General features: G+C 68.7%; 23 protein-coding genes. 10 read left to right on the top strand and 13 right to left on the bottom strand.

Annotated elements, in window-relative coordinates; all coding sequences use genetic code 11:
• The first annotated feature begins 82 nt into the window (after positions 1-82).
• On the top strand, positions 83-1792 hold the full coding sequence (gene metG / locus C8N44_RS02460; protein ID WP_107974584.1) for a methionine--tRNA ligase: 1710 nt from the start codon (positions 83-85) through the stop codon (positions 1790-1792).
• Positions 1793-2050: 258 nt separating this feature from the next.
• Here metG and pcaD read toward each other — a convergent pair whose 3' ends face one another.
• On the bottom strand, positions 2051-2839 hold the full coding sequence (pcaD, locus tag C8N44_RS02455) for a 3-oxoadipate enol-lactonase (protein WP_107974583.1): 789 nt from the start codon (positions 2837-2839) through the stop codon (positions 2051-2053).
• Positions 2840-2946: 107 nt separating this feature from the next.
• Entirely contained in the window at positions 2947-3375 is a 429-nt protein-coding gene (locus C8N44_RS02450) for an FKBP-type peptidyl-prolyl cis-trans isomerase (protein ID WP_107974582.1), read from the bottom strand.
• Positions 3376-3582: 207 nt separating this feature from the next.
• Here C8N44_RS02450 and C8N44_RS02445 point away from each other — a divergent pair, with 207 nt between their 5' ends.
• Positions 3583-4260, top strand: a complete 678-nt coding sequence (locus tag C8N44_RS02445; RefSeq protein WP_107974581.1) for a haloacid dehalogenase type II — start codon at positions 3583-3585, stop codon at positions 4258-4260.
• Positions 4260-5087 carry an alpha/beta fold hydrolase gene (locus C8N44_RS02440; protein WP_107974580.1) on the top strand — a complete coding sequence of 276 codons (828 nt, stop codon included), beginning with the start codon at positions 4260-4262 and terminating at the stop codon, positions 5085-5087. Before C8N44_RS02445 ends, C8N44_RS02440 begins: the two co-directional genes overlap by 1 nt.
• Before the next feature lie 88 nt (positions 5088-5175).
• On the opposite strand, the gene C8N44_RS02435 is transcribed toward C8N44_RS02440, so the two are convergent.
• Complete coding sequence (locus tag C8N44_RS02435) at positions 5176-5793, bottom strand: enoyl-CoA hydratase/isomerase family protein (protein WP_107974579.1); 618 nt, start codon at positions 5791-5793, stop codon at positions 5176-5178.
• Complete coding sequence (locus C8N44_RS02430; protein ID WP_107974578.1) at positions 5790-6545, bottom strand: SDR family oxidoreductase; 756 nt, start codon at positions 6543-6545, stop codon at positions 5790-5792. Before C8N44_RS02430 ends, C8N44_RS02435 begins: the two co-directional genes overlap by 4 nt.
• A gap of 125 nt (positions 6546-6670) precedes the next feature.
• Between C8N44_RS02430 and C8N44_RS02425 the strand changes: the two genes are divergently transcribed.
• The gene (locus C8N44_RS02425) at positions 6671-8200 is read left to right on the top strand and encodes a DUF2125 domain-containing protein (RefSeq protein ID WP_107974577.1); all 1530 of its coding nucleotides are present in this window, start codon (positions 6671-6673) and stop codon (positions 8198-8200) included.
• A 63-nt stretch (positions 8201-8263) separates the two neighbouring features.
• On the opposite strand, the gene C8N44_RS02420 is transcribed toward C8N44_RS02425, so the two are convergent.
• Positions 8264-9517: a UbiH/UbiF/VisC/COQ6 family ubiquinone biosynthesis hydroxylase gene (locus C8N44_RS02420; RefSeq protein ID WP_107974576.1), complete on the bottom strand. Its 1254-nt coding sequence runs from the start codon at positions 9515-9517 to the stop codon at positions 8264-8266.
• 65 nt (positions 9518-9582) lie between these two features.
• On the opposite strand from C8N44_RS02420, the gene C8N44_RS02415 reads away from it, so the two are divergent.
• The 3 genes from C8N44_RS02415 (at position 9583) to C8N44_RS02405 (ending at position 15518) form a co-directional block, all read left to right on the top strand.
• The gene (locus C8N44_RS02415) at positions 9583-10917 is read left to right on the top strand and encodes an amidase (RefSeq protein ID WP_107974575.1); all 1335 of its coding nucleotides are present in this window, start codon (positions 9583-9585) and stop codon (positions 10915-10917) included.
• Positions 10918-11163: 246 nt separating this feature from the next.
• Positions 11164-12348 (top strand): aminotransferase class I/II-fold pyridoxal phosphate-dependent enzyme, encoded by a 1185-nt coding sequence (locus C8N44_RS02410; RefSeq protein ID WP_107974574.1) that lies wholly within the window; start codon positions 11164-11166, stop codon positions 12346-12348.
• 20 nt (positions 12349-12368) lie between these two features.
• Positions 12369-15518, top strand: a complete 3150-nt coding sequence (locus tag C8N44_RS02405) for a DNA translocase FtsK (protein WP_107974573.1) — start codon at positions 12369-12371, stop codon at positions 15516-15518.
• Positions 15519-15988: 470 nt separating this feature from the next.
• Here C8N44_RS02405 and C8N44_RS02400 read toward each other — a convergent pair whose 3' ends face one another.
• Positions 15989-16504, bottom strand: a complete 516-nt coding sequence (locus tag C8N44_RS02400) for a hypothetical protein (protein ID WP_107974572.1) — start codon at positions 16502-16504, stop codon at positions 15989-15991.
• A 121-nt stretch (positions 16505-16625) separates the two neighbouring features.
• On the opposite strand from C8N44_RS02400, the gene C8N44_RS02395 reads away from it, so the two are divergent.
• Together C8N44_RS02395 and C8N44_RS02390 are read left to right on the top strand one after the other, a co-directional pair.
• Complete coding sequence (locus tag C8N44_RS02395; RefSeq protein WP_107974571.1) at positions 16626-17036, top strand: SufE family protein; 411 nt, start codon at positions 16626-16628, stop codon at positions 17034-17036.
• A gap of 115 nt (positions 17037-17151) precedes the next feature.
• Positions 17152-17736 (top strand): LolA family protein, encoded by a 585-nt coding sequence (locus tag C8N44_RS02390; RefSeq protein WP_107974570.1) that lies wholly within the window; start codon positions 17152-17154, stop codon positions 17734-17736.
• A 21-nt stretch (positions 17737-17757) separates the two neighbouring features.
• Here the strand turns inward: C8N44_RS02390 and C8N44_RS02385 are convergent, their stop codons facing one another.
• The gene (locus tag C8N44_RS02385) at positions 17758-18348 is read right to left on the bottom strand and encodes a transglycosylase SLT domain-containing protein (protein WP_107974569.1); all 591 of its coding nucleotides are present in this window, start codon (positions 18346-18348) and stop codon (positions 17758-17760) included.
• 212 nt (positions 18349-18560) lie between these two features.
• Between C8N44_RS02385 and hspQ the strand changes: the two genes are divergently transcribed.
• Entirely contained in the window at positions 18561-18887 is a 327-nt protein-coding gene (gene hspQ / locus C8N44_RS02380) for a heat shock protein HspQ (RefSeq protein WP_107974568.1), read from the top strand.
• Between the two features lie 85 nt (positions 18888-18972).
• Here hspQ and C8N44_RS02375 read toward each other — a convergent pair whose 3' ends face one another.
• Genes C8N44_RS02375 through C8N44_RS02350 form a run of 6 tightly spaced genes read right to left on the bottom strand, consistent with a single transcriptional unit; the run spans position 18973 to position 25050 of the window.
• Positions 18973-20019: a threonine aldolase family protein gene (locus C8N44_RS02375; RefSeq protein WP_107974567.1), complete on the bottom strand. Its 1047-nt coding sequence runs from the start codon at positions 20017-20019 to the stop codon at positions 18973-18975.
• On the bottom strand, positions 20019-20489 hold the full coding sequence (locus tag C8N44_RS02370) for a YcgN family cysteine cluster protein (protein ID WP_107974566.1): 471 nt from the start codon (positions 20487-20489) through the stop codon (positions 20019-20021). The genes C8N44_RS02375 and C8N44_RS02370 overlap by 1 nt, the downstream gene beginning before the upstream one ends.
• On the bottom strand, positions 20486-21418 hold the full coding sequence (locus tag C8N44_RS02365; RefSeq protein ID WP_107974565.1) for a bifunctional riboflavin kinase/FAD synthetase: 933 nt from the start codon (positions 21416-21418) through the stop codon (positions 20486-20488). The genes C8N44_RS02370 and C8N44_RS02365 overlap by 4 nt, the downstream gene beginning before the upstream one ends.
• A 10-nt stretch (positions 21419-21428) precedes the next feature.
• Entirely contained in the window at positions 21429-22895 is a 1467-nt protein-coding gene (gene pdxR, locus C8N44_RS02360) for a MocR-like pyridoxine biosynthesis transcription factor PdxR (protein WP_107974564.1), read from the bottom strand.
• Between the two features lie 56 nt (positions 22896-22951).
• A complete protein-coding gene (locus C8N44_RS02355) occupies positions 22952-23605 on the bottom strand; it encodes a YggS family pyridoxal phosphate-dependent enzyme (protein WP_107974563.1) in 654 nt (217 codons plus the stop codon).
• Positions 23596-25050: a tetratricopeptide repeat-containing sulfotransferase family protein gene (locus C8N44_RS02350; protein ID WP_107974562.1), complete on the bottom strand. Its 1455-nt coding sequence runs from the start codon at positions 25048-25050 to the stop codon at positions 23596-23598. The genes C8N44_RS02355 and C8N44_RS02350 overlap by 10 nt, the downstream gene beginning before the upstream one ends.
• Between the last annotated feature and the right edge of the window lie 34 nt (positions 25051-25084).

Here is a 25084-nt window from a genome sequence, read left to right as displayed (position 1 = left end):
GCGGGGGCGGCGGGTGCCGCCCCCTCTGGCCCTTGCGGCACGCGGGCGTTACATGGGGCGCAAATTCGGACAAGGCGGACCCATGGCACGGCATCTCATCACCTCGGCGATCCCCTACATCAACGGGATCAAGCATCTCGGCAACCTCGTGGGCAGCCAGCTGCCCGCCGACCTCTACGCCCGCTACCTGCGGGGCAGGGGGCACGAGGTCATGTTCCTCTGCGCCACCGACGAACACGGCACGCCCGCCGAACTGGCGGCCGCCAAGGCAGGCAAGCCCGTGGCCGAGTACTGCGAGGAAATGCACGGCGTGCAGGCCGAGATTGCTGAGGGCTTCCGCCTCAGCTTCGATCACTTCGGCCGGTCGTCCAGCCCGCAGAACCACCGCCTGACCCAGCACTTCGCCAAGCAGCTCTATGAGCAGGGCCTCATCCGCGAAGTGTCGGAAACGCAGATGTATTCGCCGACTGACGGGCGCTATCTGCCCGACCGCTACATCGAGGGCACCTGCCCGAACTGCGGGTTCGACAGCGCCCGCGGCGACCAGTGCGACAACTGCACCAAGCAGCTCGACCCGGTGGACCTGATCGACCCGCGCAGCGTGATTTCGGGCGCGACGGATCTGGAGATGCGCGAGACCAAGCACCTCTATCTGCGCCAGTCCACCATGAAGGACGAGCTGGAGAAGTGGATCGACTCGAAAGCCGACTGGCCGATTCTGACCACCTCGATCGCCAAGAAATGGCTCAACGACGGCGACGGCCTGCAGGACCGCGGCATCACGCGCGATCTCGACTGGGGTATCCCGGTCAAGCGCGGCGACGAGGACTGGCCGGGCATGGAGGGCAAGGTCTTCTACGTCTGGTTCGACGCGCCCATCGAATACATCGCCTGCGCGCAGGAATGGGTCGACGCCGGCAAGGGCGAGGACTGGGAACGCTGGTGGCGCACCGACAAGGGCGCCGACGACGTGACCTACACCCAGTTCATGGGCAAGGATAACGTGCCCTTCCACACGCTGTCGTTCCCCGCGACGATCCTCGGCTCGGGCGAGCCGTGGAAGCTCGTCGACTACATCAAGTCGTTCAACTACCTGAACTACGACGGCGGCCAGTTCTCGACCTCGCGCGGGCGCGGCGTCTTCATGGACCAGGCGCTCGAGATCCTGCCGGCGGACTACTGGCGCTGGTGGCTGCTGAGCCACGCGCCCGAAAGTGGCGATGCCGAATTCACCTGGGAGAACTTCCAGACCTCCGTGAACAAGGATCTCGCCGACGTGCTGGGCAACTTCGCCAGCCGCGTGACCAAGTTCTGCCGCTCCAAGTTCGGCGAGGAAGTGCCGCAGGGCGGCGCGCAGACCCCGCTGGAAACCCGGCTGATCGCGGACCTGACGACCAAGATCCGCGAATACGAGACCCACATGGAGGCGATGGAGATCCGCAAGGCCGCCGCCGCGCTGCGGGCGGCCTGGGTGCTGGGCAACGAGTACCTGCAGGAGGCCGCGCCCTGGGCCACCTTCAAGGAAGACCCGGAACAGGCCGCGATGCAGATCCGACTCGCGCTGAACCTGATCCGACTCTACGCGGTGATCTCGGCCCCCTTCATCCCCGACGCCTGCGCCACCCTGCGCACGGCGATGCGGACCGAGGACGCCGGCTGGCCCGACGACGTGGCCGCCGCGCTTGAGGTGCTCGCCCCGGGACATGCCTTCTCGGTGCCCGAAAACATCTTCCGCAAGATCACCGACGAGGAACGCGAGGACTGGCAGTCCCGCTTCGCCGGCACGCGCTAGATCCCCCTCACGCCGGGAAGATCCCCCTCACCCCGGCCCTCTCCCCCGGCGGGGAGAGGTGGCGATATTGGCCAAGGGCGGTGCAATCCGAATGTCCCTCGCGCCAGTTGCAACGCGCCACCCTCTCCCCCCGGGGGAGAGGGCAGGGTGAGGGGGAGGCCATGACGCGAAAGCCACGCTCCCCGCGCCCGGGTCCGCCGCACGCGCCCCTCCCCCCCTGTTAGGTGGAGGGCCGGGGAGGGGGAGAGCAAGACGCGCTCAGATCGCCCCCTGCGCCCGGAAGAACTCGGTCAGCAGCGCCGCGTACTCGTCGGGCTTCTCGACGCAGGGCAGGTGCCCCGTGCCGCGGATGATCTCCAGCCGCGACCCGGGCACCAGGTCCACCGTTTCGCGCACCAGGTCTGGGGGGGTCGATCCGTCCTCGGACCCGGCAATCCCCAGCACCGGCAGGCGCAGCCCGCTGGTCGGCGTCATGAAATCGCTGCCCGCGATCGCCTGGCAACAGCCGATGTAGCCGGGCTGCGGTGTCCTCTCCAGCATGTGCTGCCAGGCCGGAAAGCCGCTCGTCTGGTAAAAGGGCTTCGCGAACCAACGCTCCATCGTGCCCGCCGATATGGCCGCGATCCCGCCTTCCTCGATCTGCGCCACGCGGTCTTCCCACATGTCGCGCGTGCCGATCTTGGCCGCCGTGTTCGACAGCACCATGGCGCGCACGAGATCCATGCGCTTGGCCGCCAGCCCCTGCGCGATCATCCCGCCGATCGACAGTCCCACGAAGATCGCCTCGCGGAAGCCCAAGGCATCCATGAGCTTCTCGGCATCGGTGACGAGCGTGCCCATGGAATAGGGCGGCGGCGGACAGTCCGACAGGCCATGCCCGCGCTTGTCGTAGCGCAGCATGCGCAGGCCATCCGGCATCCGCGCGACCACGTCGTCCCAAAGCCGCAGGTCGGTGCCCAGCGAATTGGCGAAGACCACCGGCGCGCCATCCTCCGGCCCGTCGATCCGGTAGTTCAGGCGCAGCCCGCCGATATCGCACATCTGCATGAAAAAACCCTCCGTTTGGCAACGGAGGGTGTCTCAGGACCGCGCCCGGCGCAAGCAGGCGCCGGGGGTCCGCCGGGGGAGGCCGCGAAGGCCGCACCCCTGCACGATCAGGCGATCTCGACCAGCTCGATGTCGAAGGTCAGGTCCTTGCCTGCCAGCGGGTGGTTGGCGTCGAGCGTCACCTGCTCCTCGGTCACTTCCGCGACCGTCACCGGCATCACCTGGCCGGAGGGCGTCTGAACCTGCAGTTGCGTGCCGATGTCGAGCGGGATGTCCTCGGGGATCTCGCTGCGCGGCACGGCCTGCAGGGCGTCGGCGTTTGGCTCGCCGTAGGCCTGCTCGGCCGGAACCTCGACCCGCTTGGTCTCGCCCACGGCCATGCCGGGCATCGCGGTGTCGAGACCGGGGATGATCTGGCCCGAGCCCACCGTGAATTCAAGCGGATCGCGGCCCGCGCTCGAATCGAAGGTGCTGCCATCGGCCAGGGTGCCGGTGTAGTGAATGCGGACGGTATCGCCGGATTTGACCTGCGTCATGCGTAGCTCCGTTGATGTCTGGAAAAGGGTTTGGATTTCCGAGGCCGCGTACCTGCGCGGGTGGCTCGGTCTTCGTCAACGTCCGAGGCTACGTGTCATTTTGGTCGCTGCCAAGCAGAAAATCCGCTCCGATCCGGCCATTTCCTGCCCCTTTCCACCACGCGCGCGCCATGCAACGCTGCATCCGCGCAACCCCGGGGAGGGACAATGGCTTTCGAAACCGTCATCTTCGACGCCTACGGCACGCTCTTCAACGTGGAGGCCGCCGCACGCAATGCCGTCGATTCGCCCGGCGGCGGCGCGCTTGCCGAAACCTGGCAGGCCGTGGCGGGCGACTGGCGGCGCAAGCAGCTCGAATACAGCTGGCTGCGCGCCGTCTCCGGCGATTACACCTCCTTCTGGCAGCTCACGCAGGACGGGCTCGACTGGGCCTTGGCGAACGCCGGTCTCGCCGACCCTGAACTACGCGAGACCCTGCTGGGCCTTTACTGGGAGCTCGAGGCCTACCCCGAGGTCCCCGTAATGCTCGAAACCCTCGCCGACATGGGCCGCCCCGCCGCGATCCTGTCGAACGGCAGCCCCGAGATGCTGCGGGCCGCCTGCGAGAGCGCCGGGATTTCCCACCTCCTGGCCGACAGTCTTTCGGTCGACGCGGTCGGCACCTTCAAGCCCGCCCGCGCCGTCTACGACATGGTGGGCGAGCGCTTCGGAACCAGTCCCGCCGAGGTGCTGTTCGTCTCCTCGAACGGCTGGGACGTGGCCGGCGCCGCGGCTTACGGTTTCACCACAGTCTGGGTGAACCGCGCAGGCGCGCCCATGGATCTGCTGCCCGGCCGGCCCGATCACGTCCTGCCCGATCTCTCCAACCTGCCGGAGTTTGCCTGATGCCCAATTTCACGACGTCTGACGGGATCGACCTCTACTACACCGACGAAGGCGAGGGCCTGCCGCTTCTCTGCCTCGCGGGCCTCAGCCGCGACCAGCGCGATTTCGACTTCGTCGCCCCGCACCTCGAACGCGTGCGCCTGATCCGGATGGACTACCGTGGCCGCGGGCAATCTGCCCACGCCGATCCCGCGACCTACACGATCCCGCGCGAGGGGCAGGACGCGCTGGAGCTTCTCGATCACCTGAACATCGACAAGGCCGCGGTGCTGGGAACGTCCCGCGGAGGGCTGATAGCCATGGCGCTCGCCGCCACGGCGAAGGAGCGCCTCTCCGGCGTCGCACTCAACGACGTGGGCCCCGTGATCGGTGCCAAGGGGCTCAAGGCCATCGATGGCTACCTCGGGCGCGATCCCGTCTGGGCCAGCCTCGAGGAGGCCGCAGCGAAACGCCCCAAGGTCATGGAGGCCGCCGGCTTCTTCAACGTACCTGCCAGCCGCTGGCGCGAGGAGGTCGAACGTCTCTTCGTGGAAACCCCGGAGGGGCTGGACCTGCCCTACGACCGCCGCCTGCGCGACGCGGTGCTGGCCAACGGTGCCCAGCCCGCGCCCGACCTCTGGCCACTCTTCGATGCGCTGGCGGGCCTGCCGCTCTGCACCATCCGCGGCGCGAACTCCGACCTGCTGGAAGCCGCCACCTTCGAGGAAATGAAGCGCCGCCGCCCCGACATGGTCGCGACCGAAGTGCCCGACCGCGGCCACATCCCCTTCCTGGACGAGCCCGAAAGCCTCGACGCGCTGACCCGCTGGCTGGGCATGATCCGCTAGGGCGCGCGCCCCCGCGCTTCTTCTCGCTGCAAATACCTCGGGGGAGGCCCGAAGGGCCGGGGGCAGAGCCCCCCATGCACGGTCCGCCTCAGATACCCCCGCGAGGAATCAGCGCCTTGATGGCCGCCGCGTGCTCCGGGGGCGCGGCCAGCGTGTCACCGGCCAGCTCGTGCGCGGCCGCCACCACGTCGCCCTCGACCACCCGGTCGATCAGGCCCCAGCCCATGGCTTCCTCGACCGGTACCTTGGCGCCCGCCATCAGGATCATTTTGGCGCGCGCAGGCCCGACCAGCGCCGCCAGCCGCGCCGGGTCCGAGGGCTGCGGCAGGAAGCCCAACTTCATCACCGGGTAGAAGACCTTGGCCCCCGGCACCGCGACGCGCAGATCGCAGGCCAGCGTCATGCCCATGGCCCCGCCCGCGACCGTGCCGTTCAGCGCGCAGATCGTGAGCCCCGGCAGACGCGCCAGCGCGCCCGACAACCGCTCCCAGAGCGGCGACGTGGCAAGCCCGGCCTTCGCCGCCTCGAGGTCCGCACCGGCGGAAAAGACCTTGCCCGCGCCGGTCAGCACCAGCGCCTTGGCCGCGCGCGCCTCCTCGGCGATCTCGCAAAGCCGCTCCAGCATATCTGCCGTCAGCGCGTTGGCCTTGTCGGGTCGGTCGAGGGTGGCGACCCAGAGGTCGCCCTCCCGGTCGAGCCGGATCACCGCGACAGACCCAGCTTGGCCCGCAGGCCCTCGTCGCGCAGCGACAACTCGCCGCCAAGGTGCTCGTCCGCCTCGGTGCCGCACATCCACAGCAGCGCCTGCGCCGGCCACTCGGGCGGGATGTGGTCCGACCAGTCGAGCTTGCTCACCGGATTGATGCCGCTCGACTTGATCTCGCGCTGCATCTGCGTGGCGACCGTGCCGGGCGACAGCGACAGCGCGCGGATGCCCTGATCACGGTACTCGGCGTCGGCCATGCGGGTCAGCATGAGCGCCCCCGCCTTGGACGAACAGTAGTGCGACCAGGCCTCCACCGGTCCGTGCGCGGCGCCCGACCCGATGGTCAGCAGCGTACCACCGCCCTGGGGCAGCATGACCTGCAGCGCGGCGTGCATGCCGTTGAAGACACCCTTGAGGTTGATGTCGATGACTTCGCCCCAGGCCACAGGATCGGCATCGGCCATGCGCGCGATGGGCTCGATCACGCCCGCGTTGCTGACCAGGATGTCCAGCCGCCCGAAGGCGCCGACGGTCTTCTCGACCGCCTGGTCCATTTCCCAGTAGCGGGCGATGTCGCAGGGAATCGCCACCGCGTTGTCAGCGCCGAGTTCCCCGGCGAGGTCGGCGATCGCCTCGTTCGACCGCGCCACCAGCGCGACCTTCGCGCCCGCCTTCACGAAGGCGCGGGCCGTCTCGGCCCCGATGCCGCGGCTCGCCCCGGTGATGAGCGCAACCTTGCCCGTCAGATCCATTTCGCGTCCCCTCTGCTTGTCGTTGCCAATTCCGTGAACCAGTCTGGAATTCAATGCCTTGAACGGTTTATGGCCGTTCCCGAGACTGGCGCCAACGCGCGTCCCACCACAAGGAGATAATTCCGATGAAACGAGCAATTGGCATTGCTGCACTGGGGGCGGTCTCAGCTGGTCCCGCCCTGGCGGACGTGACCCCGCAGGAGGTCTGGGACAACCTCGCCGGCACCATGCGCTCCTTCGGTTACAGCATCGATGTCGGCGAGACAGGCCAGGGCGGGGACCTCGTCCTGTCCGACGTCGTGATGTCGTCCCCGCTCGCCGTCGAGGGCAGCGACGACGGCGAGGTCACCGTCACTCTCTCCGAGATCACCTTCTCGGACCAGGGCGACGGCACGGTTCGCGCCGAGTTTCCCGGGACCATGCCGATCGAGGTCACCATGCCCGGTGACGACGAGGAGCCCGTCCGTCTGTTGATCGACTACACCCAGACCGGTCTCGAGATGACGGTGTCGGGCGATCCCGACGACATGGTCTACGATTTCGCCGCCGAGGAACTCGCCCTCGTGCTGCGCGAGCTGTCGGGCGAGGGCCTCGGCGATGACGCACCCGAGGTCTTCGACCTGAGCATGGCCATGGGCCCTGTCGAGGGCACGACCGAGATCGGTGAAAGCGGCGACGAACGCACCTACACCCATGACCTGCAACTCGGCGATCTGACTTACGACGCCGTTGTCGAGGAAGACGACGGCGGCGGCAACTTCTCCGGCCGCATGACAGGCGTCGCCAGCGAGGGCACCACGCGGCTCCCTGCCGAGGCGGATTTCTCAGATCCTTCGGTGCTCGCCGCCGGCGGTTTCGGTGGCTCCGGTGTCTTCACGCATCAGGGGTCCGAGAACGAGTTCAGCATTTCCGAGGACGGCGCGACGACGTCGCAGGGCACGCTCAGTTCCGAGTCCGGCCGTTTCGCCGTGGAAATGTCCGACGGAAGCTTCGTCTACGATATCTCGGGCAGCGGCAACCAGCTCGACATGAGCGTGGAGGAGCTGCCTTTCCCGCTTCAGGCCTCCATCGACGAAACCCGGCTCGGCCTGACCCTGCCGCTGACCCCCGCCGAGGACGGCAGCCCGCGCGACGCGGCAGTGGCGCTCGACCTCTCCGGCTTCACCATGGCCGACGAGATCTGGGCCATTTTCGATCCGCAGCGCGTCCTGCCCCGTGACCCGGCGACGGTCCATCTCGACCTGACCGCGCAGGTGACCCCGCTTGTGAACTTCCTCGATCCCGAGGCGGTGCAGCAGATGGAGGAAAACGGCGATGCACCGGGTGAACTGAACGCGCTGACCCTGAACGAGCTTCAGATCGAGGCGGTCGGAAGCAGCCTCAGCGGTGAAGGCGCCTTCACCTTTGGCGAGAGCACCGAGGCCTTCGGCGGCATGCCCCAGCCCGAGGGCGAGGTCCGGCTTGAGGCCAGCGGGATCAACCGCCTCATGGACGCCCTGGTGACCATGGGTGTGATGACCGAGGAAGACACCATGGGCATGCGCATGATGATGGCGATGTTCACCGTGCCGGGCAGCGCGCCCGACACCCTGTCCTCGACCATCGAGATCAACGAGCAGGGCCACGTCCTGGCCAACGGTCAGCGCATCCAGTAAAGACAACGCCCCGCCCGGTAAGACGGGCGGGGCGCTTCCATGCTGCGATAGGAGCAGGCGCGCTCAGCCGCGCATCAGCTCGGGCAACTCGCCCGTCAGCCCCGCCGCCTCGCGAACAAACCCGCGCCGCGCCTCGGGGAAGGCCTGCACCAGTTTCATGCCAAGATCGCGTCCCGCCCGCAGCAGCGGGTTGTCGCTGGAAAACAGCCGGTTGAACACGTCCGTCGCTGCGGCAAGCGTCGCCACGTCGAAGCGCCGCCAAGACTGGTAGCGCCCCAGCACGTCCCGCGCGCCGATGTCCTCGCCCCGCTGCCGCGCCTCGGCCAGCACATGCGCCAGTGCCGCCACGTCGCGCAGCCCCGCGTTGAGCCCCTGGCCCGCGATCGGGTGCATGGCATGTGCTGCATCCCCCACCAGCGCCAGCCGGTCGGCGACGAAGGCGTTGGCGAGGCTCAGCTCAAGCGGGTAGGCATAGCGCGCCCCCGCAAGCGAGATGTCCCCCAGGAAATCCCCGAACCGCGGTCGCAGCACCGTCAGGTAGTCCGCGTCCGGAAGCGCCTGCACCGCCGCGGCCTGCGCCTCGCGCTCCGACCAGACGATGGAGCTGCGGTTGCCGGTCAGCGGCAGGATTGCCAGCGGCCCCGCTGGCAGGAACAGCTGATGCGCCACGCCCTCGTGCGGTTTTTCGTGCGCGATGGCGCAGACCAGCCCGGTTTGCCCGTAGCGCCAGCCCGTCCGCCGGATGCGCGCCCGCTGCGCGGTCCCCGAACGCTTGCCGTCCGCGCCCACCAGAAGCCGCCCCGACAGCGCCGTGCCGTCGTCCAACGTCACCCGCGCCCGCGCGCCCTCCGTCGCCTGCGAGACGACCTTGCGCCCGGGCAGGTGCGTCACCCGGTCCGACCCCGCCAGCGCATCCAGCAGGACCCGGCGCAGGTAGCGGTCCTCGACCATCTGACCCATCGGGCCTTCCTCGATCTCGGCGCTTTGGAAATCGAGCCCCAGCACCGCCTCGGCCACGCCGACGCGCCCGTCCGAGACCCGGATCTCACTCATCGCCTGCGCGTGATCCGCCAGCCCCTCCCAGAGGCCGAGGCGCTTCAGCATCCGCACCGATCCCAGAGCCAGCGCGTAGGAGCGGCCGTCGAAATCGGGATCGCGATGAGCGGGCAGGGGGGCTGCGTCGATCACGGTGGCGGTCAGTCCCGCCCGGGCCGCGGCCAGCGCCAGCGCCGCCCCGTTGAGGCCGCCACCGGTGATGAGAAGATCGGTATCCTGGGTCATGGGGCGGACTATGGCGCGCGCGGCGGGATTGTCCATGCGCGCCTGTGCCGCTACCACTCTCGCGCAGAAGCCAAACGGGGCGGCAAGAAGGGGACGGGCGCATGACCGACTGGACAGAGATGCAGGCAGGTGCGCTCGGCGCCGCCATCGGCAGGGGCGAGATCGATCCGGTCGAGCTGACCGAAGCCTACCTCGCCAAGATCGACGCACACCCCCACGCCGCGCGCATCTACGCCCGCCTCACCCCCGACCGCGCCCGGGCCGAGGCCGCGGCGGCCCGCGACCGCGCAAGCACAGGCCAGCGCCGCTCACCGCTCGACGGCGTGCCGGTCAGCTGGAAGGACCTCTTCGACACCCGCGGCACCGCGACCGAGGCGGGCTCGGCCCTGCTCAAGGGCCGCGTGCCCGACCATGACGCCCCCTGCCTGCGCACCGCGACCGCCATGGGCCTCGTCTGCCTCGGCAAGACCCACATGTCGGAACTGGCCTTCTCGGGCCTCGGCCTCAACCCGCGCACCGCCACGCCGCCCTGCGTCAACGACGAGGGCGCGGTCGCCGGCGGCTCCTCCTCGGGCGCCGCCGCCTCGGTGGCCTTCGGCCTCGCCGCTGCCGCGGTGGGCTCCGACACCGGCGGCTCGGTGCGCATCCCCGCCGCCTGGAACGACCTCGTCGGGCTCAAGACCACCTCGGGCCGCATCTCTCTCGAGGGCGTCGTGCCGCTGGCCAAGCGCTTCGACACCGTGGGCCCGCTCACCCGCTCGGTCGCGGACGCGGCCCTGATGCTCGCCGCTCTCGAAGGCCGCGCCGCACCCGACCTCAGCGCCGCCAGCCTCAAGGGCCGCCGCCTCGCCGCCCTCCAGACCACCGTTCTCGACGACGTCTACGACGCCCCCGCCACGGCCTACGTCGAGGCCCTCGACCGCCTCCGCGCCGCCGGGGCCGAGATCATCCCCCTCGACGTACCGGAGCTCACCGGTCCCATGGGCGACTCGGCCGTGCTCTACACCGCCGAGGCCTGGGGCCTCTGGAGCGACGCCATCGAGGCCGACCCCGAGGCGATGTTCGCCCCCATCCGCCAGCGGTTCGAGGGCGGCCGCGACGTGTCTGCTGCCACCTACATCGCCGCCTGGGAGCGGCTGGAGGAGGTCCGCGGGACCTGGGCCCGTGCCACCGCCGCCTTCGACGCGGTCCTCTGCCCCACCGCCCCCAACGTGCCGCCGCAGGCCGCCCGGCTCATGAGCGACGGCGACTACTACGTGACCGAGAACCTGCTCACCCTGCGCAACACCCGCGTCGGCAACCTCATGGGGCTCTGCGCCGCGACCCTGCCCACCGGCACGCCAAGCTGCGGCATCTCCCTCATGGCGCCGCCCATGGGTGAGGACCGCCTCCTGCGCCTCGCCGCCGCCGCCGAATCCGCGCTCGCCGAGGGCTGACACCCCGGCAGGGCTTCTTCTTGGCACAAATATTCCGGGGTCCGGGGCAGAGCCCCGGTCCGACGGCGACCGCCCGGACGCGCCGGCGCAGGTTTCCGACCTCCGGTTGCGACTTTCGGGTCACAAATCCGGTTGCCGCGGCGTGCTCGCTGGACAGGACCCCCACGAATTCCCTATCCTTGTCGCAAACGGGACACACATAAAAGAATGATCCCGTCCCCTGAGGCAGTTACGGCAATAGAGCGGATGTTCCCCGAACGGTTTTCGAACCTACCGGACTATGCATTCCCGCGTCTGCGGGCCCTTCTCGACGCCCATGCGCCGGGCGGTCCCGTGCGGCACATGACCATCGGCGAACCGAAGCATGCCTTCCCGCCGTGGATCACGGGAATCCTGACCGATTACGCGGCCGAGTTCGGGCGGTATCCGCCCAACGACGGCACGCCCGAGCTGCGCGCGGCCATGACCGGCTGGATCGCGCGGCGCTATGGTGTTCACCTCGATCCGGAACGGCAGGTGATGCCGCTCAACGGCACGCGCGAGGGGCTCTACAACGCCGCCATGGCGCTCTGCCCCGAGACCAGGAACGGCGCGCGCCCCGTGGTGCTGACGCCCAACCCGTTCTACCAGGTCTACGCGGTCGCGGCGCTTTCGGTCGGGGCCGAGCCCGTCTACGTGCCCGCCACCGCCGAAACCGGCCACCTGCCGGACTACACGTCGTTGCCCGAGGAGGTGCTCGAGCGCACAGCGCTCTGCTACATCTGTTCGCCCGCGAACCCGCAGGGCGCCGTCGCCGACGAGGCCTACTGGCGCGAACTGATCGGCCTGGCCGAAAAGCATGATTTCCGCATCCTCGCGGACGAATGCTACTCCGAGATCTACCGCGACACGCCGCCCCCCGGCGCGCTGCAGGTGGCCCACAGCATGGGCGCCGACCCCGAGCGCGTGGTGATCTTCCATTCGCTCTCCAAGCGGTCGAACCTGCCCGGTCTGCGCGCGGGCTTCGTCGCCGGCGGGCCCGAGTGCATGGCCCGCATCAAGCAGCTGCGCAACTACGCGGGTGCGCCGCTGCCCATGCCGATCCAGCGCGTCGCCGAACGCGTCTGGGCCGACGAGGCGCATGTGGAAACCAACCGCGCGCTCTACCGCACCAAGTATCTCATGGCCGACCGCATACTTGGCAACGTCCCGGGCTACGTGCCGCCGCAGGCGGGGTTCTTCCTCTGGCTGCCGGTCGAGGACGGCGAGACGGCGGCCCTGAAACTCTGGCAGGAGACGGGCACCCGTGTCCTGCCGGGCGCGTACCTGTCGCGCGAAACGGCACAGGGCAATCCCGGCAAGGGCTACATCCGCGTCGCCATGGTGGCCGACGCGGACGAGACCGAAGCCGGGCTCACAACGATAAAGGACTGCCTCTACGGCAGCGCATGACCAGGAAGACGAGGGATAGCATGGCATACCAGACACGCGACCGGGCCCCCCTGTTCGACAGCAATATCTCGGCCTCGCTCGAAAAGCGGGGGCAGGAGCTGATCGGCCTGGCACTGCTCGCGGTCGGTCTGATGGCCGCAGCGATGATCGGCTCCTACACGCCGGACGATCCCTCGTTCCTTTCCGCGACGGATGCGCCCGTGCAGAACTGGCTGGGCCGCTTCGGCGCCTCCATCGCGGCACCGCTCTTCATCATCGTGGGCTGGGGCAGCTGGGCGCTGGCGCTGACGCTCATCGTCTGGGGCGGGCGCGTCGCGCTGCACAAGGGCGACAGCCGGATGCTGGGCCGGGCCGTCTTTGCGCCGATCTGGATCGCGCTCTGCGCCGTCTACGCCTCGGGCCTGCCGGAAACCGCGAGCTGGGACCACAGCTTCGGGCTGGGCGGCCACTTCGGCGACATGATGATGGGCTCGCTCCTGACCTTCCTGCCGCTGCCGCCGGGCATCGGGCTCAAGCTTTCGCAATTCGCGCTCGGTGTCGGGATCCTGGCGCTTGGCGCCTTCGTGCTGGGCTTCACCATGGCCGAGCTGCGCCGCATCGGCCGCTTCCTCGCCCTTGGCACCGTCATGGTCTACGCCACGCTGGTCGCGCTCATGGGCCGCGGAGCCACGGGCGCCATGGGCACCGCGCAGCGCCTTCAGGCCCAGCAGGCCGAACGCCGCGCCCGCAAGGCGCAGGCCGAGGCGATTCCGGGCGGAGGTGATGTCCGCACCAGCGGCGCGCCGATCGCGGCCATGCCCCGCGTCCGCCGCGCGCCCGAGCCTTTCCCGGAATACGACTGGGACGACGAGGATGCCGCGCTTTGGGAAGAGGACGAGCCCGCCCAGACCCGCGGTGGCTTCCTGTCGCGCATGCCCTCGCTGCGCCGTCGCTCCGAGCCCATGCCAGAATCCGAGCTGATCGAGACCGACCCGGGCGAGCCCACCCTTGGCGCGCCTGGCGAGGATCGCATCCGCGCCAAGATTGCCGATGCCGTCAGCGCCCGCCGCCGCACCGATCCGAATTCCCTGCCGCGTGTGCAGCATGACCCCGAAAAGCCGCTGACCAAGGGCAGGGGTCACGGCCCCCAGCCCCTGATCTGGTCGCCCGCGCCGCGCGCCCCGCTGCCCTCCGAGCCGCCGGTGACCGGCGGGCCGGGCCTGCCGCCCGAGCCGCCCATCACGGGCCGCCGTGCCGCGCCCGAAGCCCCGGCGCCGCGCGCCGAGCGGGCCATTCCGCAGTACCAGCCGCAGGAGGCCGAGGCGCCCTTCGAAGACTACCCCGCAGGCGGCGACGACGGCTACGACGGTTTCGACGCGGCGGATTACGACGCGTCCGAGCCCGCCGGCTACGCACCGCAGGAGCCCGACGCTGACGGCTTCAACCGCGGCGCCGCTCTGCGTCAGGCCGGCCAGCAGTCGAGCCACGACGAACTGACCGAGCTGGATGACTACGGCGTCGAGGATCCGCGTCCCATGCCGCAGACCCGCGCCGACATCCCGACGCCGGAGCCCAGGAAGGTGGTCCAGCCGCAGGTCCGCAAGCCCGTGGAGCCCTCGCGCCGCGCGCAGGAAGAGGCGCAGCCCCGCCTCGGCTTCGACCCGGCCCAGGACGATTTCGAGCTGCCGCCGCTCAACCTTCTCATGTCCTCGGACAAGATCGAACGGCATCATCTGTCGGACGAGGCGCTGGAACAGAACGCCCGGATGCTGGAAAACGTGCTCGACGACTACGGCGTGAAGGGCGAGATCGTCTCCGTCCGCCCCGGCCCCGTCGTCACCATGTACGAACTCGAACCTGCGCCGGGCCTCAAGGCGTCCCGCGTGATCGGCCTTGCCGACGACATCGCGCGTTCCATGTCGGCGCTCTCCGCGCGTGTCTCCACCGTGCCCGGCCGCTCGGTCATCGGCATCGAACTCCCGAATGACAACCGCGAGATGGTCGGCTTCCGCGAGATCCTGTCCTCCCGCGAATACGGCGACGGCAAGCACAAGCTGCCGCTGGCGCTGGGCAAGACCATCGGCGGCGAACCCATCGTGGCGAACCTGTCGAAGATGCCCCACCTGCTGATCGCGGGCACCACCGGTTCGGGTAAATCCGTCGCGATCAACACAATGATCCTGTCGCTGCTCTACAAGCTGACGCCCGAGGAATGCCGCCTGATCATGATCGACCCCAAGATGCTGGAACTCAGCGTCTACGACGGCATCCCGCACCTGCTGTCCCCGGTCGTCACCGACCCCAAGAAGGCCGTCGTCGCCCTCAAGTGGGTCGTGGGCGAGATGGAGGACCGCTACCGCAAGATGTCCAAGATGGGCGTGCGCAACATCGACGGCTACAACAGCCGCGTGCAGGACGCGCTCGACAAGGGCGAGATGTTCTCGCGCACGGTTCAGACGGGCTTCGACGACGACACCGGCGAGCCGGTCTTCGAGACCGAGGAAATCGAACCCAAGAAGATGCCCTACATCGTCGTCATCGTCGACGAGATGGCCGACCTGATGATGGTCGCGGGCAAGGAAATCGAGGCCTGCATCCAGCGCCTCGCGCAGATGGCGCGGGCCTCCGGCATCCACCTCATCATGGCCACGCAGCGCCCCTCGGTCGACGTCATCACCGGCACGATCAAGGCCAACTTCCCCACCCGGATCTCCTTCCAGGTGACTTCCAAGATCGACAGCCGCACCATCCTCGGCGAGATGGGCGCCGAACAACTGCTGGGCATGGGCGACATGCTCTATATGGCCGGCGGCGCGCGCATCACCCGCTGCCACGGGCCCTTCGTCTCGGATGAAGAGGTCGAAGAGGTCGTGAACCATCTGCGCGCCTTCGGCCCGCCGGACTACGTCTCGGGCGTCGTGCAGGGTCCCGAGGACGAGAAGGCCGGCGACATCGACGCCGTGCTGGGCCTCAACACCGGCGGCAACACCGGTGGCGAGGATGCGCTCTACGACCAGGCGGTCGCGATCGTCATCAAGGACCGCAAGTGCTCGACATCCTACATCCAGCGCAAGCTTGGCATCGGCTACAACAAGGCCGCGCGCCTGGTGGAGCAGATGGAGGACGAAAACGTCGTCTCGCCCGCCAACCACGTCGGCAAGCGCGAGATCCTGGTGCCCGAACAGCAGTAGGGCAGGGCAGATACACAGGCTGCTCGGGGCCGTCCTTCGGGGCGGCCCTTTTCTTGTCTCCGACCCGTGCCGGTCCCCACCGGCCCGGGCGTCAGCCCCGCCGGGCCAGCGGTTTGGGGCTATGGCAATTGCAGGGCCTTGTTCGAAGGTCATTCGGACTTGGCAGGCATAAATCGCCCACCTCAGAGGGCGCAGCGCCAAAGCACGGTCCGGCACAGGCCCCGCGCGCGGCCCCCCAAGCTTGCCTCTCCCGTGTGGGGCCGCGGTCATGCCGGAGGCATGCTTCCAGCATGACGTTGCGCGGTGGGCCTGCGGCCCTTGATCCCGCGCAGGGGAGAGGCGCGCTTGGCCGACCCTTCAAGGCCCGCGTTCCGGTTCCCTGCGAGCCCGGGTCAGCACCCGGTCGTCCCCGCAACGAAAAAGGGCGCCCTCTGCGGACGCCCTCGAAACTCCCGTGCGGGCCCACGGCCTCAGCGGCGCGCCACCTGCACGTTGCGCGCGCCCTGTACGCGAATCTCCGAGACCCCCGCCAGCTCCTGGTCGGCCAGCCATGCCGCCGCCGTCACGCTGCGTGCGGCAACCGTGGCTCCGGCAGGACCCTGCGCCTGTACGGCCTCGAGCGTGAAGGTCACGGTGCCCGGCTCTTCGGCCGCCTCGGCGCGGGTCAGGCGCACGTCGAAGACGTTGGGAGTGTCCGCCACGCCGGTCACGCGCAGGATTGCGCCACCGGGGCGCGGCTCGAACGAAAGCTCAGCGATCTGGCCCACGGGGCGCCCGGGATAGACCTCGGGTGCGTCGTTGCGCAGGACCGAGTTGCGCCGCTGCGGGATGAGCGGGTTCGCCGCCGCATCCGCACTCTGCACGACGCGGCCCCCGCCGCTACCACCGCCGAACCAGTTGAACGGATTCACCCGGCTGTCGCGCACGGTGGCGCAGCCGCTCAGGACCAGCGCCGAAACCACCAGAACCGCTAGACCACGCGCCATGTTCGCCCCTCTTCCAGCCTTTCCCCCGACCTAGCCCATTCCCCGCACCTTGAAAAGCGCCTTGGGCTGGACCTTGGCGCGCCCCTTGCTTACCTGTCCCCCGGACCAAAAGGAGGCAGTCATGGCACAGGCCGCGTTCGAGGAAGTGGTCGAGGACTTCGAATTTCTCGACGACTGGGAAGACCGCTACCGCATGGTGATCGAGATGGGCAAGGCGATGGAGCCTCTGCCCGAGGCACTGCGCGTGCCCGCGACCAAGGTCGAGGGCTGCGCCAGCCAGGTCTGGTTGCACCCCCAGATCGAGGGAGGACGATATCATTTCCAGGGCGACAGCGACGCCATGATCGTGCGCGGGCTCATCGCGCTGCTGCACAGGCTCTACGACGATCTGCCCGTGGCCGAGGTGCCGCAGGTGGACGCCCGGGCCGAGTTCGGGCGCCTGGGGCTCAACGATCACCTCTCGGCGCAGCGGTCCAACGGGCTGCGCGCCATGATCGAGCGGATCCGGCAACAGGCCGCCCAGGCGGCCTGATCCCCTTGATACCCCATTCGGCGGGGACGATATCTCCTGCAGATGCGTTGCTATCGCATGACAGGCCCGCCTGCGCGATGGTGGGCCTCCCGAGCAGGAAGAAGGACACCGCTAGATGTTTCGCACCCTCGCCGCCGCCGGTATCGCGGCTCTGACCTTCGTGGCCCCCGCGGCTGCCCAGCAGCTCTCGCTGTCGGAGGTCTCGAGCTACCTCAATACCATCCAGTCCGCCCAGAGCGGGTTCACCCAGCTGAACGCCGACGGCTCGATCTCCACCGGCACGCTCTACATCAAGCGGCCCGGCAAGGTCCGCTTCGAGTACGATCCGCCGGAAGAGTCGGTGGTGCTGGCCTCGTCCGGGGCGGTCTACATCGTAGACAAGAAGCTCGGCGGCCAGACCGACACCTATCCGCTCAGCCGCACGCCGCTGTCGATCGTGCTGGACCGCAACGTTGATCTGACGCGCTCGGGCATGGTGACCGACACCGGGTACGACGGCACCGCCACGACCGTGACCGCGCAGGACCCCCGCAACCCCGAGGCCGGGACCATCCAGCTCAAGTTCACCGCGAATCCGGTGGAACTTCGCCAGTGGGTCATCACCGACGGGCAGGGGACGCCGACCACCGTGGTGCTCAACGACCTGCAGGAAGCCAGCCTGCGCAACAGCTTCTTCCTTGTCGACAACGTGATCGACTAGAAGCCGCGCGCTGCGCCCGCTCTAGCGGGCGTAGCGGCAACCGGCGAGCTGGACCTGGTAGATCCGCGAGCGTTCGCCCACGTCATCGGCGACCCGCATCAGCCAGGACTTGGCGTTGTAGCTGCCCCGTCGATAGCCGGTCCGGCCTTCGTGGTAGGCAAGGTAGTGCCGGCGCGCATCGCTGAACGGAATGCCCAGCTGCTCGTTCGACTGCGCCATGTACCAGCCCATGAAATCGGTCGCGTCGTGGATGTCGTCGCGCCGTGCGCGCCATCCGCCCTGCTCTTCGACGTATTCGTCCCAGGTGCCGTCCAGCGCCTGCGAATACCCGAAGGCCGAGCTTTGCCGCCCCATGGGGATCACCCCGAGCGTGAACCGAAGCGGGGTTCGCGCGTCCGAGATGAACTTGCTTTCCTGGTAGATCGTGGCCATCTGCACGTGCACGGGAACGCCCCACTTGTGTTCCGCGTTTCGGAAGGCGCGGTAGTAACCGGGCCGTTCCTGAAGAATCGCACAGGCGTCGTCGAGATTGCGCGGCGCCACACCGCTACCGCCCCCGCCACAGGAGGCTGCCAACAAGAGAATCGCCAGTGCGCGAAGCCATCTGCTCATGTGCCCCTCGCGTTTTTGCTTATGATTTCCTATGATCCTAGACTATTGCGCGGGTCGGGGAAATCACATTTGCTAAAAACCCGAGTCGCTGCCGCCATGGTGGCCGGCTTCTGCCGGTATCCCCGTCACCACAGTGTTTCCGGCGGAAATGCGGCGGCAAGTTGGACAAATCCGGGCGCGTCAAGGTATTATTGGGCCAAGAGAGGAACGCCATGCAACAACATCGCGCGAAGTACCATCTGGGCCAGGTCGTCAAGCACCGCAAACACCCGTTTCGCGGGGTGATCTTCGATGTCGACCCAGAATTCAGCAACACCGAGGAATGGTACGAATCCATTCCCGAGGAGGCGCGTCCCGTCAAGGAACAGCCCTTCTACCATCTGCTGGCCGAGAACGATCAGAGCTTCTACGTGGCCTATGTCTCGGAACAGAACCTGATGGCCGACTACTCCGGGGAACCGGTGGACCATCCCGACATCCCCGATCTCTTCGGGGCGTTCGAGGACGGCTCCTACGAACTGCACTTCCAGCTCAACTGATCGGCCTGCCATTGGCCGGCATGAAAAGGCGCGCGGACCGGCATCCCGGTCCGCGCGCCTTTTTCGTGGTCCCTTGGGCCGGGGCTCAGGCCGCGCGCACCGCCTCGGTCAGGGTGCTCACTTCCTCGGCCGTGGTGTTCCAGCCGCAGACCAGCCGCCCGGTCAGCATCTCGTCCTCGGGACCGCCCTCGAGCGTGCCGTCCCAGAGCGAGTAGAAGGCGCCTTTTTCGTGAAGCGCCCGGTGCACGCCGCGCGGCATCCGCACGAAAAGCATGTTGCCCCAGGTCTCGTTCTCGAACTCCAGCCCCGCGCCCTTGAGGCCCTGGGCCAGCTGGTCGCAGGCGCCGTTGGCGCGCTGCGCCATGTCGCGCCAGAGATCATCGCGCAGGTAGGCGTCCATCTGCGCCGCAAGGTAGCGGTGCTTGGAGAAGAGATGCGCCCCCCGCTTGCGGCGGCGCTCGAACTGCGTGGCATGGGCCGGATCGAAGAAGATCACCGCCTCGACACCCATCAGCCCGTTCTTGGTGCCGCCAAAGACGGCGACGTCCACGCCGGCCTTCCAGGTCATCTCGGCAGGCGTCAGCCCCAGCTTGACGCAGGCGTTCGAGAAACGCGCCCCGTCCATGTGCACGGGGAGGCCGAAGTCATGCGCCACGTCGCAGATGGCCGAGACATGACCCGCGGAATAGATGTTCCCACGCTCGGTCAGCTGCGTGATCGACACCGGCCCGCGCTCGGGTCCGTGGACCCCGCGGGCCTCTTCGGCGGCGATGGTCCACCGCAGCGCCTCGGGGTCGATCCGGTCGCCGCCTGGCACCAGCGTGAGCTTCGCGCCGCTGGTGAAGAACTCGGGCGCGTTGCATTCGTCGGTCTGGATGTGCGCCACCGGCGAACAGAAGACCGTCGCGAAGGGCGGGCAGAGGCAGGCCAGCGCCAGCGAATTGGCCGCCGTCCCGGTGGGCACGAGGTAGACCGCCGCCTCGGGCGCCTCGAACAGCGCGCGGATGCGGTCGCAGACGTCATGCGACAGGGTGTCGGCGCCGTAGCCCGGCACGGACCCCTCGTTGGCGCGCGCCAGCGCCTCGATCACCTGCGGCGGCACCGCGCCGCAATTGTCGGAGGCAAAGAACATCAGGTGGGCTCCTCTATGATGTGGTCCTCCCAGTCGTCTTCGTCGATCTCGAACTCGGGCACCGTGCGGTCCTGGATGCTCACCCCCGCCTCGTGCACGCTTTCGACCCGCCCCGAGATCAGCGGATGCCAGTCGAACAGCCGCTGCCCGTCGTAGAGCAGCCGGTAGGCGCAGGTCTCGGGCATCCAGTAGGCATGTTCCTTCAGGTTGCCCGGCGTCAGCACGATGCACTCGGGCACGAACTGGTGGCGGATCTCGTACTGGCTGCACCGGCAGCTGCCGTCATCGAACAGCCGGCAGGCCACGTTGGTCAACGCCACCTCGCCGGTATCCGCATCCTCGAGCTTGTTCAGGCAGCACTTTCCGCAGCCGTCGCAGAGCGCCTCCCATTCCTTGGGCGTCATCTGGTCGAGCCGCTTGCGCTCCCAGAACCGCTCGGCCAGCCCGGCCCGGTCGATGGGATCGCTCATAGCCCCTCCAGTTTCTCGCGCGCCTCGGCGCAGTCGGCGTCCATTTGCTTGATCAGCGCGTCCAGCCCGTCGAATTTCAGCTCGGGCCGCAGGAAATCCACCAGCGCCACCGACAGGTGCGTGCCGTAGAGGTCGCCCTTGAAGTCGAAAAGGAAGGTTTCGATGTTGGGGCGGTTCTCTCCGAACATGGGCCGCACGCCGATGCTCGCAGCGCCGTGGTAATGCCCCTTGTGGGGGCCTTCGGCGATGTCCACGAGTACCGCGTAGACGCCGAACTTCGGCGGGTGCAGCCCGTCGATGGACATGTTGGCCGTGGGATAGCCCAGCTCGCGGCCGCGCTGTTCGCCGCCCACCACCGGACCCTCGATCCGGTGCCAGTGGCCAAGCTGCGCCGCCGCCTCTCGCGGGAGCCCCTCGGTCAGCGCCGCGCGGATGTTCGACGAACTGATCCGCCCGGTGCCGCCTTTCAGGATGTCGGCCACCGACACGCCGAACCCCATCTCGCGGCCGAAACGTTCAAGATCGCCCACGTTCCCCGTGCGCCCCTTGCCGAAACAGAAGTCCGCGCCCACCACGACATGCCGTAGGCCAAGGCCGTCCGCGATCACCGTGCGGGCGAACCCCTCGGGCGACAACTCCGCCAGCGCAGCGTTGAAGTTCAGCTGGTAAAGCCGATCCACGCCGAGCTTGGCCAGCCGCGAGGCGCGCGCCTCGGCGTTGGTCAGGCGAAAGTCCGGGGCGTCGGGCTTGAAATACTGCCGCGGGTGCGGCTCGAAGGTCACCACGCCCAGCGGCGCGTCCGGCAGGGCAGCGCGCGCCTGCGCGATCACCGCCTGGTGGCCGCGATGCACGCCGTCGAAGTTGCCGATCGCGGCGGTGGCGCCGCGATCCTCGGGCGCAAGGTACTGGTGGTCCCGGATGATCCGCATGGGGCTCGGGTTATCCGCCCCGCCCGACCTCTGCAAGCGCCTCCGCGATGCGCGCCACCCCGTTCGGGATGCGTTCCGACGGGATCGAGCTGTAGCCCAGCCGGTAGTAGTTGCGCGGCGGGCGACCTGCCGAAAAGAAGGGCGCTCCCGGTTCGATCAGCACCGACACCTCGCGCAGCCGTTCCGCCAGAATCCCCGTGTCGCAGCCTTCGGGTGCGCGCATCCAGACCGAGCTTCCGCCATGCGCTCCGCGGCCCGCCACGCCCAGCCCGTGCTCCGCAATCGCCCGCTCCAGCACCCGCCGCCGTTCCGCCAGCACCTTGGCCGTCCGCCGCATCAGCGCGTCGTAGTGGCCGAGCCGCAGGAAATGCGCCGTTGTGCGCTGGATCAGCCCCGGCGGATGGCGCAGCTGCGCCGCCCGCACCGCCCGCGCCTCGGCCACGAAGCGCGACGCCCCGACAAGATAGCCAAGCCGCAGCCCCGGGAACAGCGACTTGGAAAAGCTGCCCACATGGATCACCCGCCCCTCGGCGTCGAGGCTTTTGAGCGCGGGTGAGGGCGGCCGCAGGAAGGACATCTCGAACTCGTAGTCGTCCTCCACCACCACCGCGCCCAGCTCCGCCGCGCGCGCCAGCAGCGCCACCCGCCGCGCCTGCGGCAGCGTGGCCGAGGTCGGGCACTGGTGGCTCGGCGTGCAGAAGATCACCTGCGTGCCGTCGGGAATCGTCTCGGGGCGCAGCCCGTGCTCGTCGACGGGCAGGGGGGTCACCTTCGCGCCGGTGCCCGCCAGCACCGCCCGCAGGTCGGGATAGCAGGGATCCTCCACCACCACGTTGCGCCCCGGCGTCAGCAGCTGCGCCGCCATCCACAGCGCGTTCTGCGCCCCCAGCGACACAAGGATCTCCTCGGGTGCCGCCGTGATACCCCGCCGGGGCAGCGTGTGCCGGGCCAGGAAGCGCACCAGCTCCGGGTCGTCCCGGTCGTACTGGTCATCTGTCATCCCGGCGAAATCGCGCGCCCCCAGCGCCTGCATCGCGCAAAGCCGCCAGTTCGCATGGTCGAAAAGCCCCGGATCCGGCTGCCCGTAGATGAAGGGATAGCGGTAGCGGGTCCAGTCGGCGGGCTTGCCCAGCCGCGCAGCACCGGGGTAGCGCGCCGCCAGCGCCACGTCCCAGTCCACCGTGTCGGCGGCCTCCGAGGGCTGGAAATCCGGGGCCTCCGGCGCGTTGTCGGAGACGTAGTACCCCGACCGCCCGCGCGAGGTGAGGTAATCGTTGGCCAGCAGCTCGGTATAGGCCAGCGTCACCGTGATCCGGCTGACGCCAAGATGCCGCGCCAAGGCCCGGCTCGAGGGCAGCTTCTCACCCCGCCGGAACCGCCCCGACAGGATGCCCTCGGCCACGATCTGCTGAATGCGGCCCTGCTTGGTGCCCTGCTCGTTGGGGCGCAGAAAGAATGTCTCGACCGGGATCGCCATGCCGCGACGCTAGTTTGGCCCGATGGCGCGTGCAATCTGGACCGACGCGCACGGGCTTACTCGTAGACGCGTTCCCCGAAAATGGCCGAGCCGACGCGCACATGCGTGGCACCGAAGGAGATGGCTTCCTCGAAATCGCCGCTCATGCCCATGGACAGCCCGGCAAGCCCGTTGCGCTCCGCGATCTTGGCCAGAAGCGAGAAATGCAGCGAGGGCGTTTCCTCCACCGGCGGAATGCACATGAGCCCACGGATCGGCAGGTCGAGCGAGCGGCATTCCGCGATGAAGGCATCGGCATCCCCGGGCATCACGCCTGCCTTCTGTTCTTCCTCGCCGGTGTTCACCTGCACGAACAGCTCCGGGCAGTGGCCGATCTCCTGCGCGAGCCGCGCCAGCGTGTTGGCAAGCTTGGGCCGGTCGACCGAATGGATCGCGTCGAAGAATTCCATCGCCTGCCGTGTCTTGTTGCTTTGCAGCGGCCCGACAAGATGCAGCGAGATGCCCTCGAACTCCTGCTGGAAGGGCGGCCAGCGCGTCTGCGCCTCCTGCACTTTGTTCTCGCCGAAAACCCGTTGCCCTTCCTCCAGAACCGCGCGCACGCGGTCCTCGGGCTGGACCTTGCTGACGGCGATCAGTTCCACGTCCTCGGGGGCGCGGTCGGCGTCGTCACAGGCCTTCACCATGCGTTTGCGAATGTCACTCAGTCCCATGGCTCGTCTCCCCAGGCCTCGATAAAGGGTTTCAACTCGTCCTCGTGCGCGCGCCAGGCTTCTCGGCGGCCGGCGTGCACGGGCGCCCGCACCTGGGCCAGGCTCAGCGTCTTCACCATGCCCTTGCGCTTGTGGAAGTCCAGCACCGCCGGGTCCCAGTCGAGCCCCGCCGCCTGCAACAGCCTGCGCGACTCACCCTCGGGATCGGCGGTCAGATCCTCGTAGCGGAATTCCTCGATCACACCGGGCAGGCGCGCCTTCCAGTGCGCCACGTTGCGGCGGAACCGCTTCATCTGGCCGGCCATGGCGGCCAGGTCGGTGGCATAGCGGTGCGAGCCGAGCGCGAAATGGTTGCGGTACATGGACAGCGCCACGTCGCGCGGATCGCGGTGCACCACGATGAAGCGCGCGCCGGGCAGGGCGGCATGCAGCAGCCCGAAGATCATGTGGCAGAGAATCGACTTGTCGGTGACCACGTCGCCGGCGGGCACGTCGCGGCGGACAAGGCGCAGGTAACGGTCGCGGAAAGGGGCGAGGTCCTCGTCCCCGATGGCCCGCATCTCCTCGCCCGTGCCGAACAGGCGGTAGGCGGTCTTGAGCGCGGCGCCTAGTTCGCCGCCCGCGCCCACTTGCGGATGCGCGCCGAGGATCTGCTCGAAAAGCGTGGTGCCCGACCGTGGCAGGCCGGTCACGAAGACGGGGCGGGGCGTCACGGCCTCGCCCTCGGGGGCACCGAGCCCCTCCTGCGCCGCGATCACGGCGGCATTCTCGCGCACCACAGCGCCTTCGTCGAAGGGGGCAAGCTTCTGTTGCAGGGCATTGGCGCGGTGCAGGTAGCCGAACATGCGATCCTCGCGGCCGGTGTCTTCCATGGCCTTGGCCAGCGCGAATCCGATCTGCATCCGGTCCGCCTCGCGCAGGTCGTCGCGTTTCCACAGCTGCACCATCTGCGCGATCATCGGATCGTTGCGGGCAAGCTTCTTGGTGGCCAGCGCGATGCGGTAAAGCTGCCCTTCGCGCGGGGCGGCCTTGATCAGCTTGGCAAATGCAGTGTTGGCGGCCTCGAACTTGCCCGCCTGCTGCTGAAGCCGCGCCCTCTCGGCGCGGGGCAGGATGGCCTTGGGCTCCAGCGCGATGGCGCGGTCCCAGGCGGCGAGCGCCTCGTCCGTCATGCCGAAATGCTGGTAGCGGTCCGCGGCGTGCTGCCAGACCTTTGGATTGTCGCCCGCGGCGGCCAGCGCGCGTTCGAGCTGGGCGAGGCATTCCGCGCGGTCGCCTTCCTCGAAGGCCAGACGCGACAGGGCCACAGCGACGTCACCGGCCTGCGGGTTTGCCTGTTGAAGGGGAAGAAGAAGCTTGCGCGCCTCGTCGAACGCGCCCCGCGCCTGATACGCGATGGCGGTGCGGATGATCGCGCTGCGGTCCTGCGGTGCCGGCTTGTTCATGCCTTTCAGCTACCGCCCGGCCGCACAAAAGAAA

This window comes from Allosediminivita pacifica (assembly GCF_003054175.1).
In the GTDB taxonomy this organism is placed as follows: domain Bacteria; phylum Pseudomonadota; class Alphaproteobacteria; order Rhodobacterales; family Rhodobacteraceae; genus Allosediminivita; species Allosediminivita pacifica.
This window is presented reverse-complemented; position numbering and strand designations above follow the sequence as displayed.

What these genes read in the sequence shown, in the direction of transcription:
- metG (WP_107974584.1), top strand. Translation starts at nt 83, where the DNA reads ATGGCACGGCATCTCATCACCTCGGCGATCCCCTACATCAACGGGATC.
- pcaD (WP_107974583.1), bottom strand. Translation starts at nt 2,839, where the DNA reads ATGCAGATGTGCGATATCGGCGGGCTGCGCCTGAACTACCGGATCGAC.
- C8N44_RS02450 (WP_107974582.1), bottom strand. Translation starts at nt 3,375, where the DNA reads ATGACGCAGGTCAAATCCGGCGATACCGTCCGCATTCACTACACCGGC.
- C8N44_RS02445 (WP_107974581.1), top strand. Translation starts at nt 3,583, where the DNA reads ATGGCTTTCGAAACCGTCATCTTCGACGCCTACGGCACGCTCTTCAAC.
- C8N44_RS02440 (WP_107974580.1), top strand. Translation starts at nt 4,260, where the DNA reads ATGCCCAATTTCACGACGTCTGACGGGATCGACCTCTACTACACCGAC.
- C8N44_RS02430 (WP_107974578.1), bottom strand. Translation starts at nt 6,545, where the DNA reads ATGGATCTGACGGGCAAGGTTGCGCTCATCACCGGGGCGAGCCGCGGC.
- C8N44_RS02425 (WP_107974577.1), top strand. Translation starts at nt 6,671, where the DNA reads ATGAAACGAGCAATTGGCATTGCTGCACTGGGGGCGGTCTCAGCTGGT.
- C8N44_RS02420 (WP_107974576.1), bottom strand. Translation starts at nt 9,517, where the DNA reads ATGGACAATCCCGCCGCGCGCGCCATAGTCCGCCCCATGACCCAGGAT.
- C8N44_RS02415 (WP_107974575.1), top strand. Translation starts at nt 9,583, where the DNA reads ATGACCGACTGGACAGAGATGCAGGCAGGTGCGCTCGGCGCCGCCATC.
- C8N44_RS02410 (WP_107974574.1), top strand. Translation starts at nt 11,164, where the DNA reads ATGTTCCCCGAACGGTTTTCGAACCTACCGGACTATGCATTCCCGCGT.
- C8N44_RS02405 (WP_107974573.1), top strand. Translation starts at nt 12,369, where the DNA reads ATGGCATACCAGACACGCGACCGGGCCCCCCTGTTCGACAGCAATATC.
- C8N44_RS02400 (WP_107974572.1), bottom strand. Translation starts at nt 16,504, where the DNA reads ATGGCGCGTGGTCTAGCGGTTCTGGTGGTTTCGGCGCTGGTCCTGAGC.
- C8N44_RS02395 (WP_107974571.1), top strand. Translation starts at nt 16,626, where the DNA reads ATGGCACAGGCCGCGTTCGAGGAAGTGGTCGAGGACTTCGAATTTCTC.
- C8N44_RS02390 (WP_107974570.1), top strand. Translation starts at nt 17,152, where the DNA reads ATGTTTCGCACCCTCGCCGCCGCCGGTATCGCGGCTCTGACCTTCGTG.
- C8N44_RS02385 (WP_107974569.1), bottom strand. Translation starts at nt 18,348, where the DNA reads ATGAGCAGATGGCTTCGCGCACTGGCGATTCTCTTGTTGGCAGCCTCC.
- hspQ (WP_107974568.1), top strand. Translation starts at nt 18,561, where the DNA reads ATGCAACAACATCGCGCGAAGTACCATCTGGGCCAGGTCGTCAAGCAC.
- C8N44_RS02375 (WP_107974567.1), bottom strand. Translation starts at nt 20,019, where the DNA reads ATGTTCTTTGCCTCCGACAATTGCGGCGCGGTGCCGCCGCAGGTGATC.
- C8N44_RS02370 (WP_107974566.1), bottom strand. Translation starts at nt 20,489, where the DNA reads ATGAGCGATCCCATCGACCGGGCCGGGCTGGCCGAGCGGTTCTGGGAG.
- C8N44_RS02365 (WP_107974565.1), bottom strand. Translation starts at nt 21,418, where the DNA reads ATGCGGATCATCCGGGACCACCAGTACCTTGCGCCCGAGGATCGCGGC.
- pdxR (WP_107974564.1), bottom strand. Translation starts at nt 22,895, where the DNA reads ATGGCGATCCCGGTCGAGACATTCTTTCTGCGCCCCAACGAGCAGGGC.
- C8N44_RS02355 (WP_107974563.1), bottom strand. Translation starts at nt 23,605, where the DNA reads ATGGGACTGAGTGACATTCGCAAACGCATGGTGAAGGCCTGTGACGAC.
- C8N44_RS02350 (WP_107974562.1), bottom strand. Translation starts at nt 25,050, where the DNA reads ATGAACAAGCCGGCACCGCAGGACCGCAGCGCGATCATCCGCACCGCC.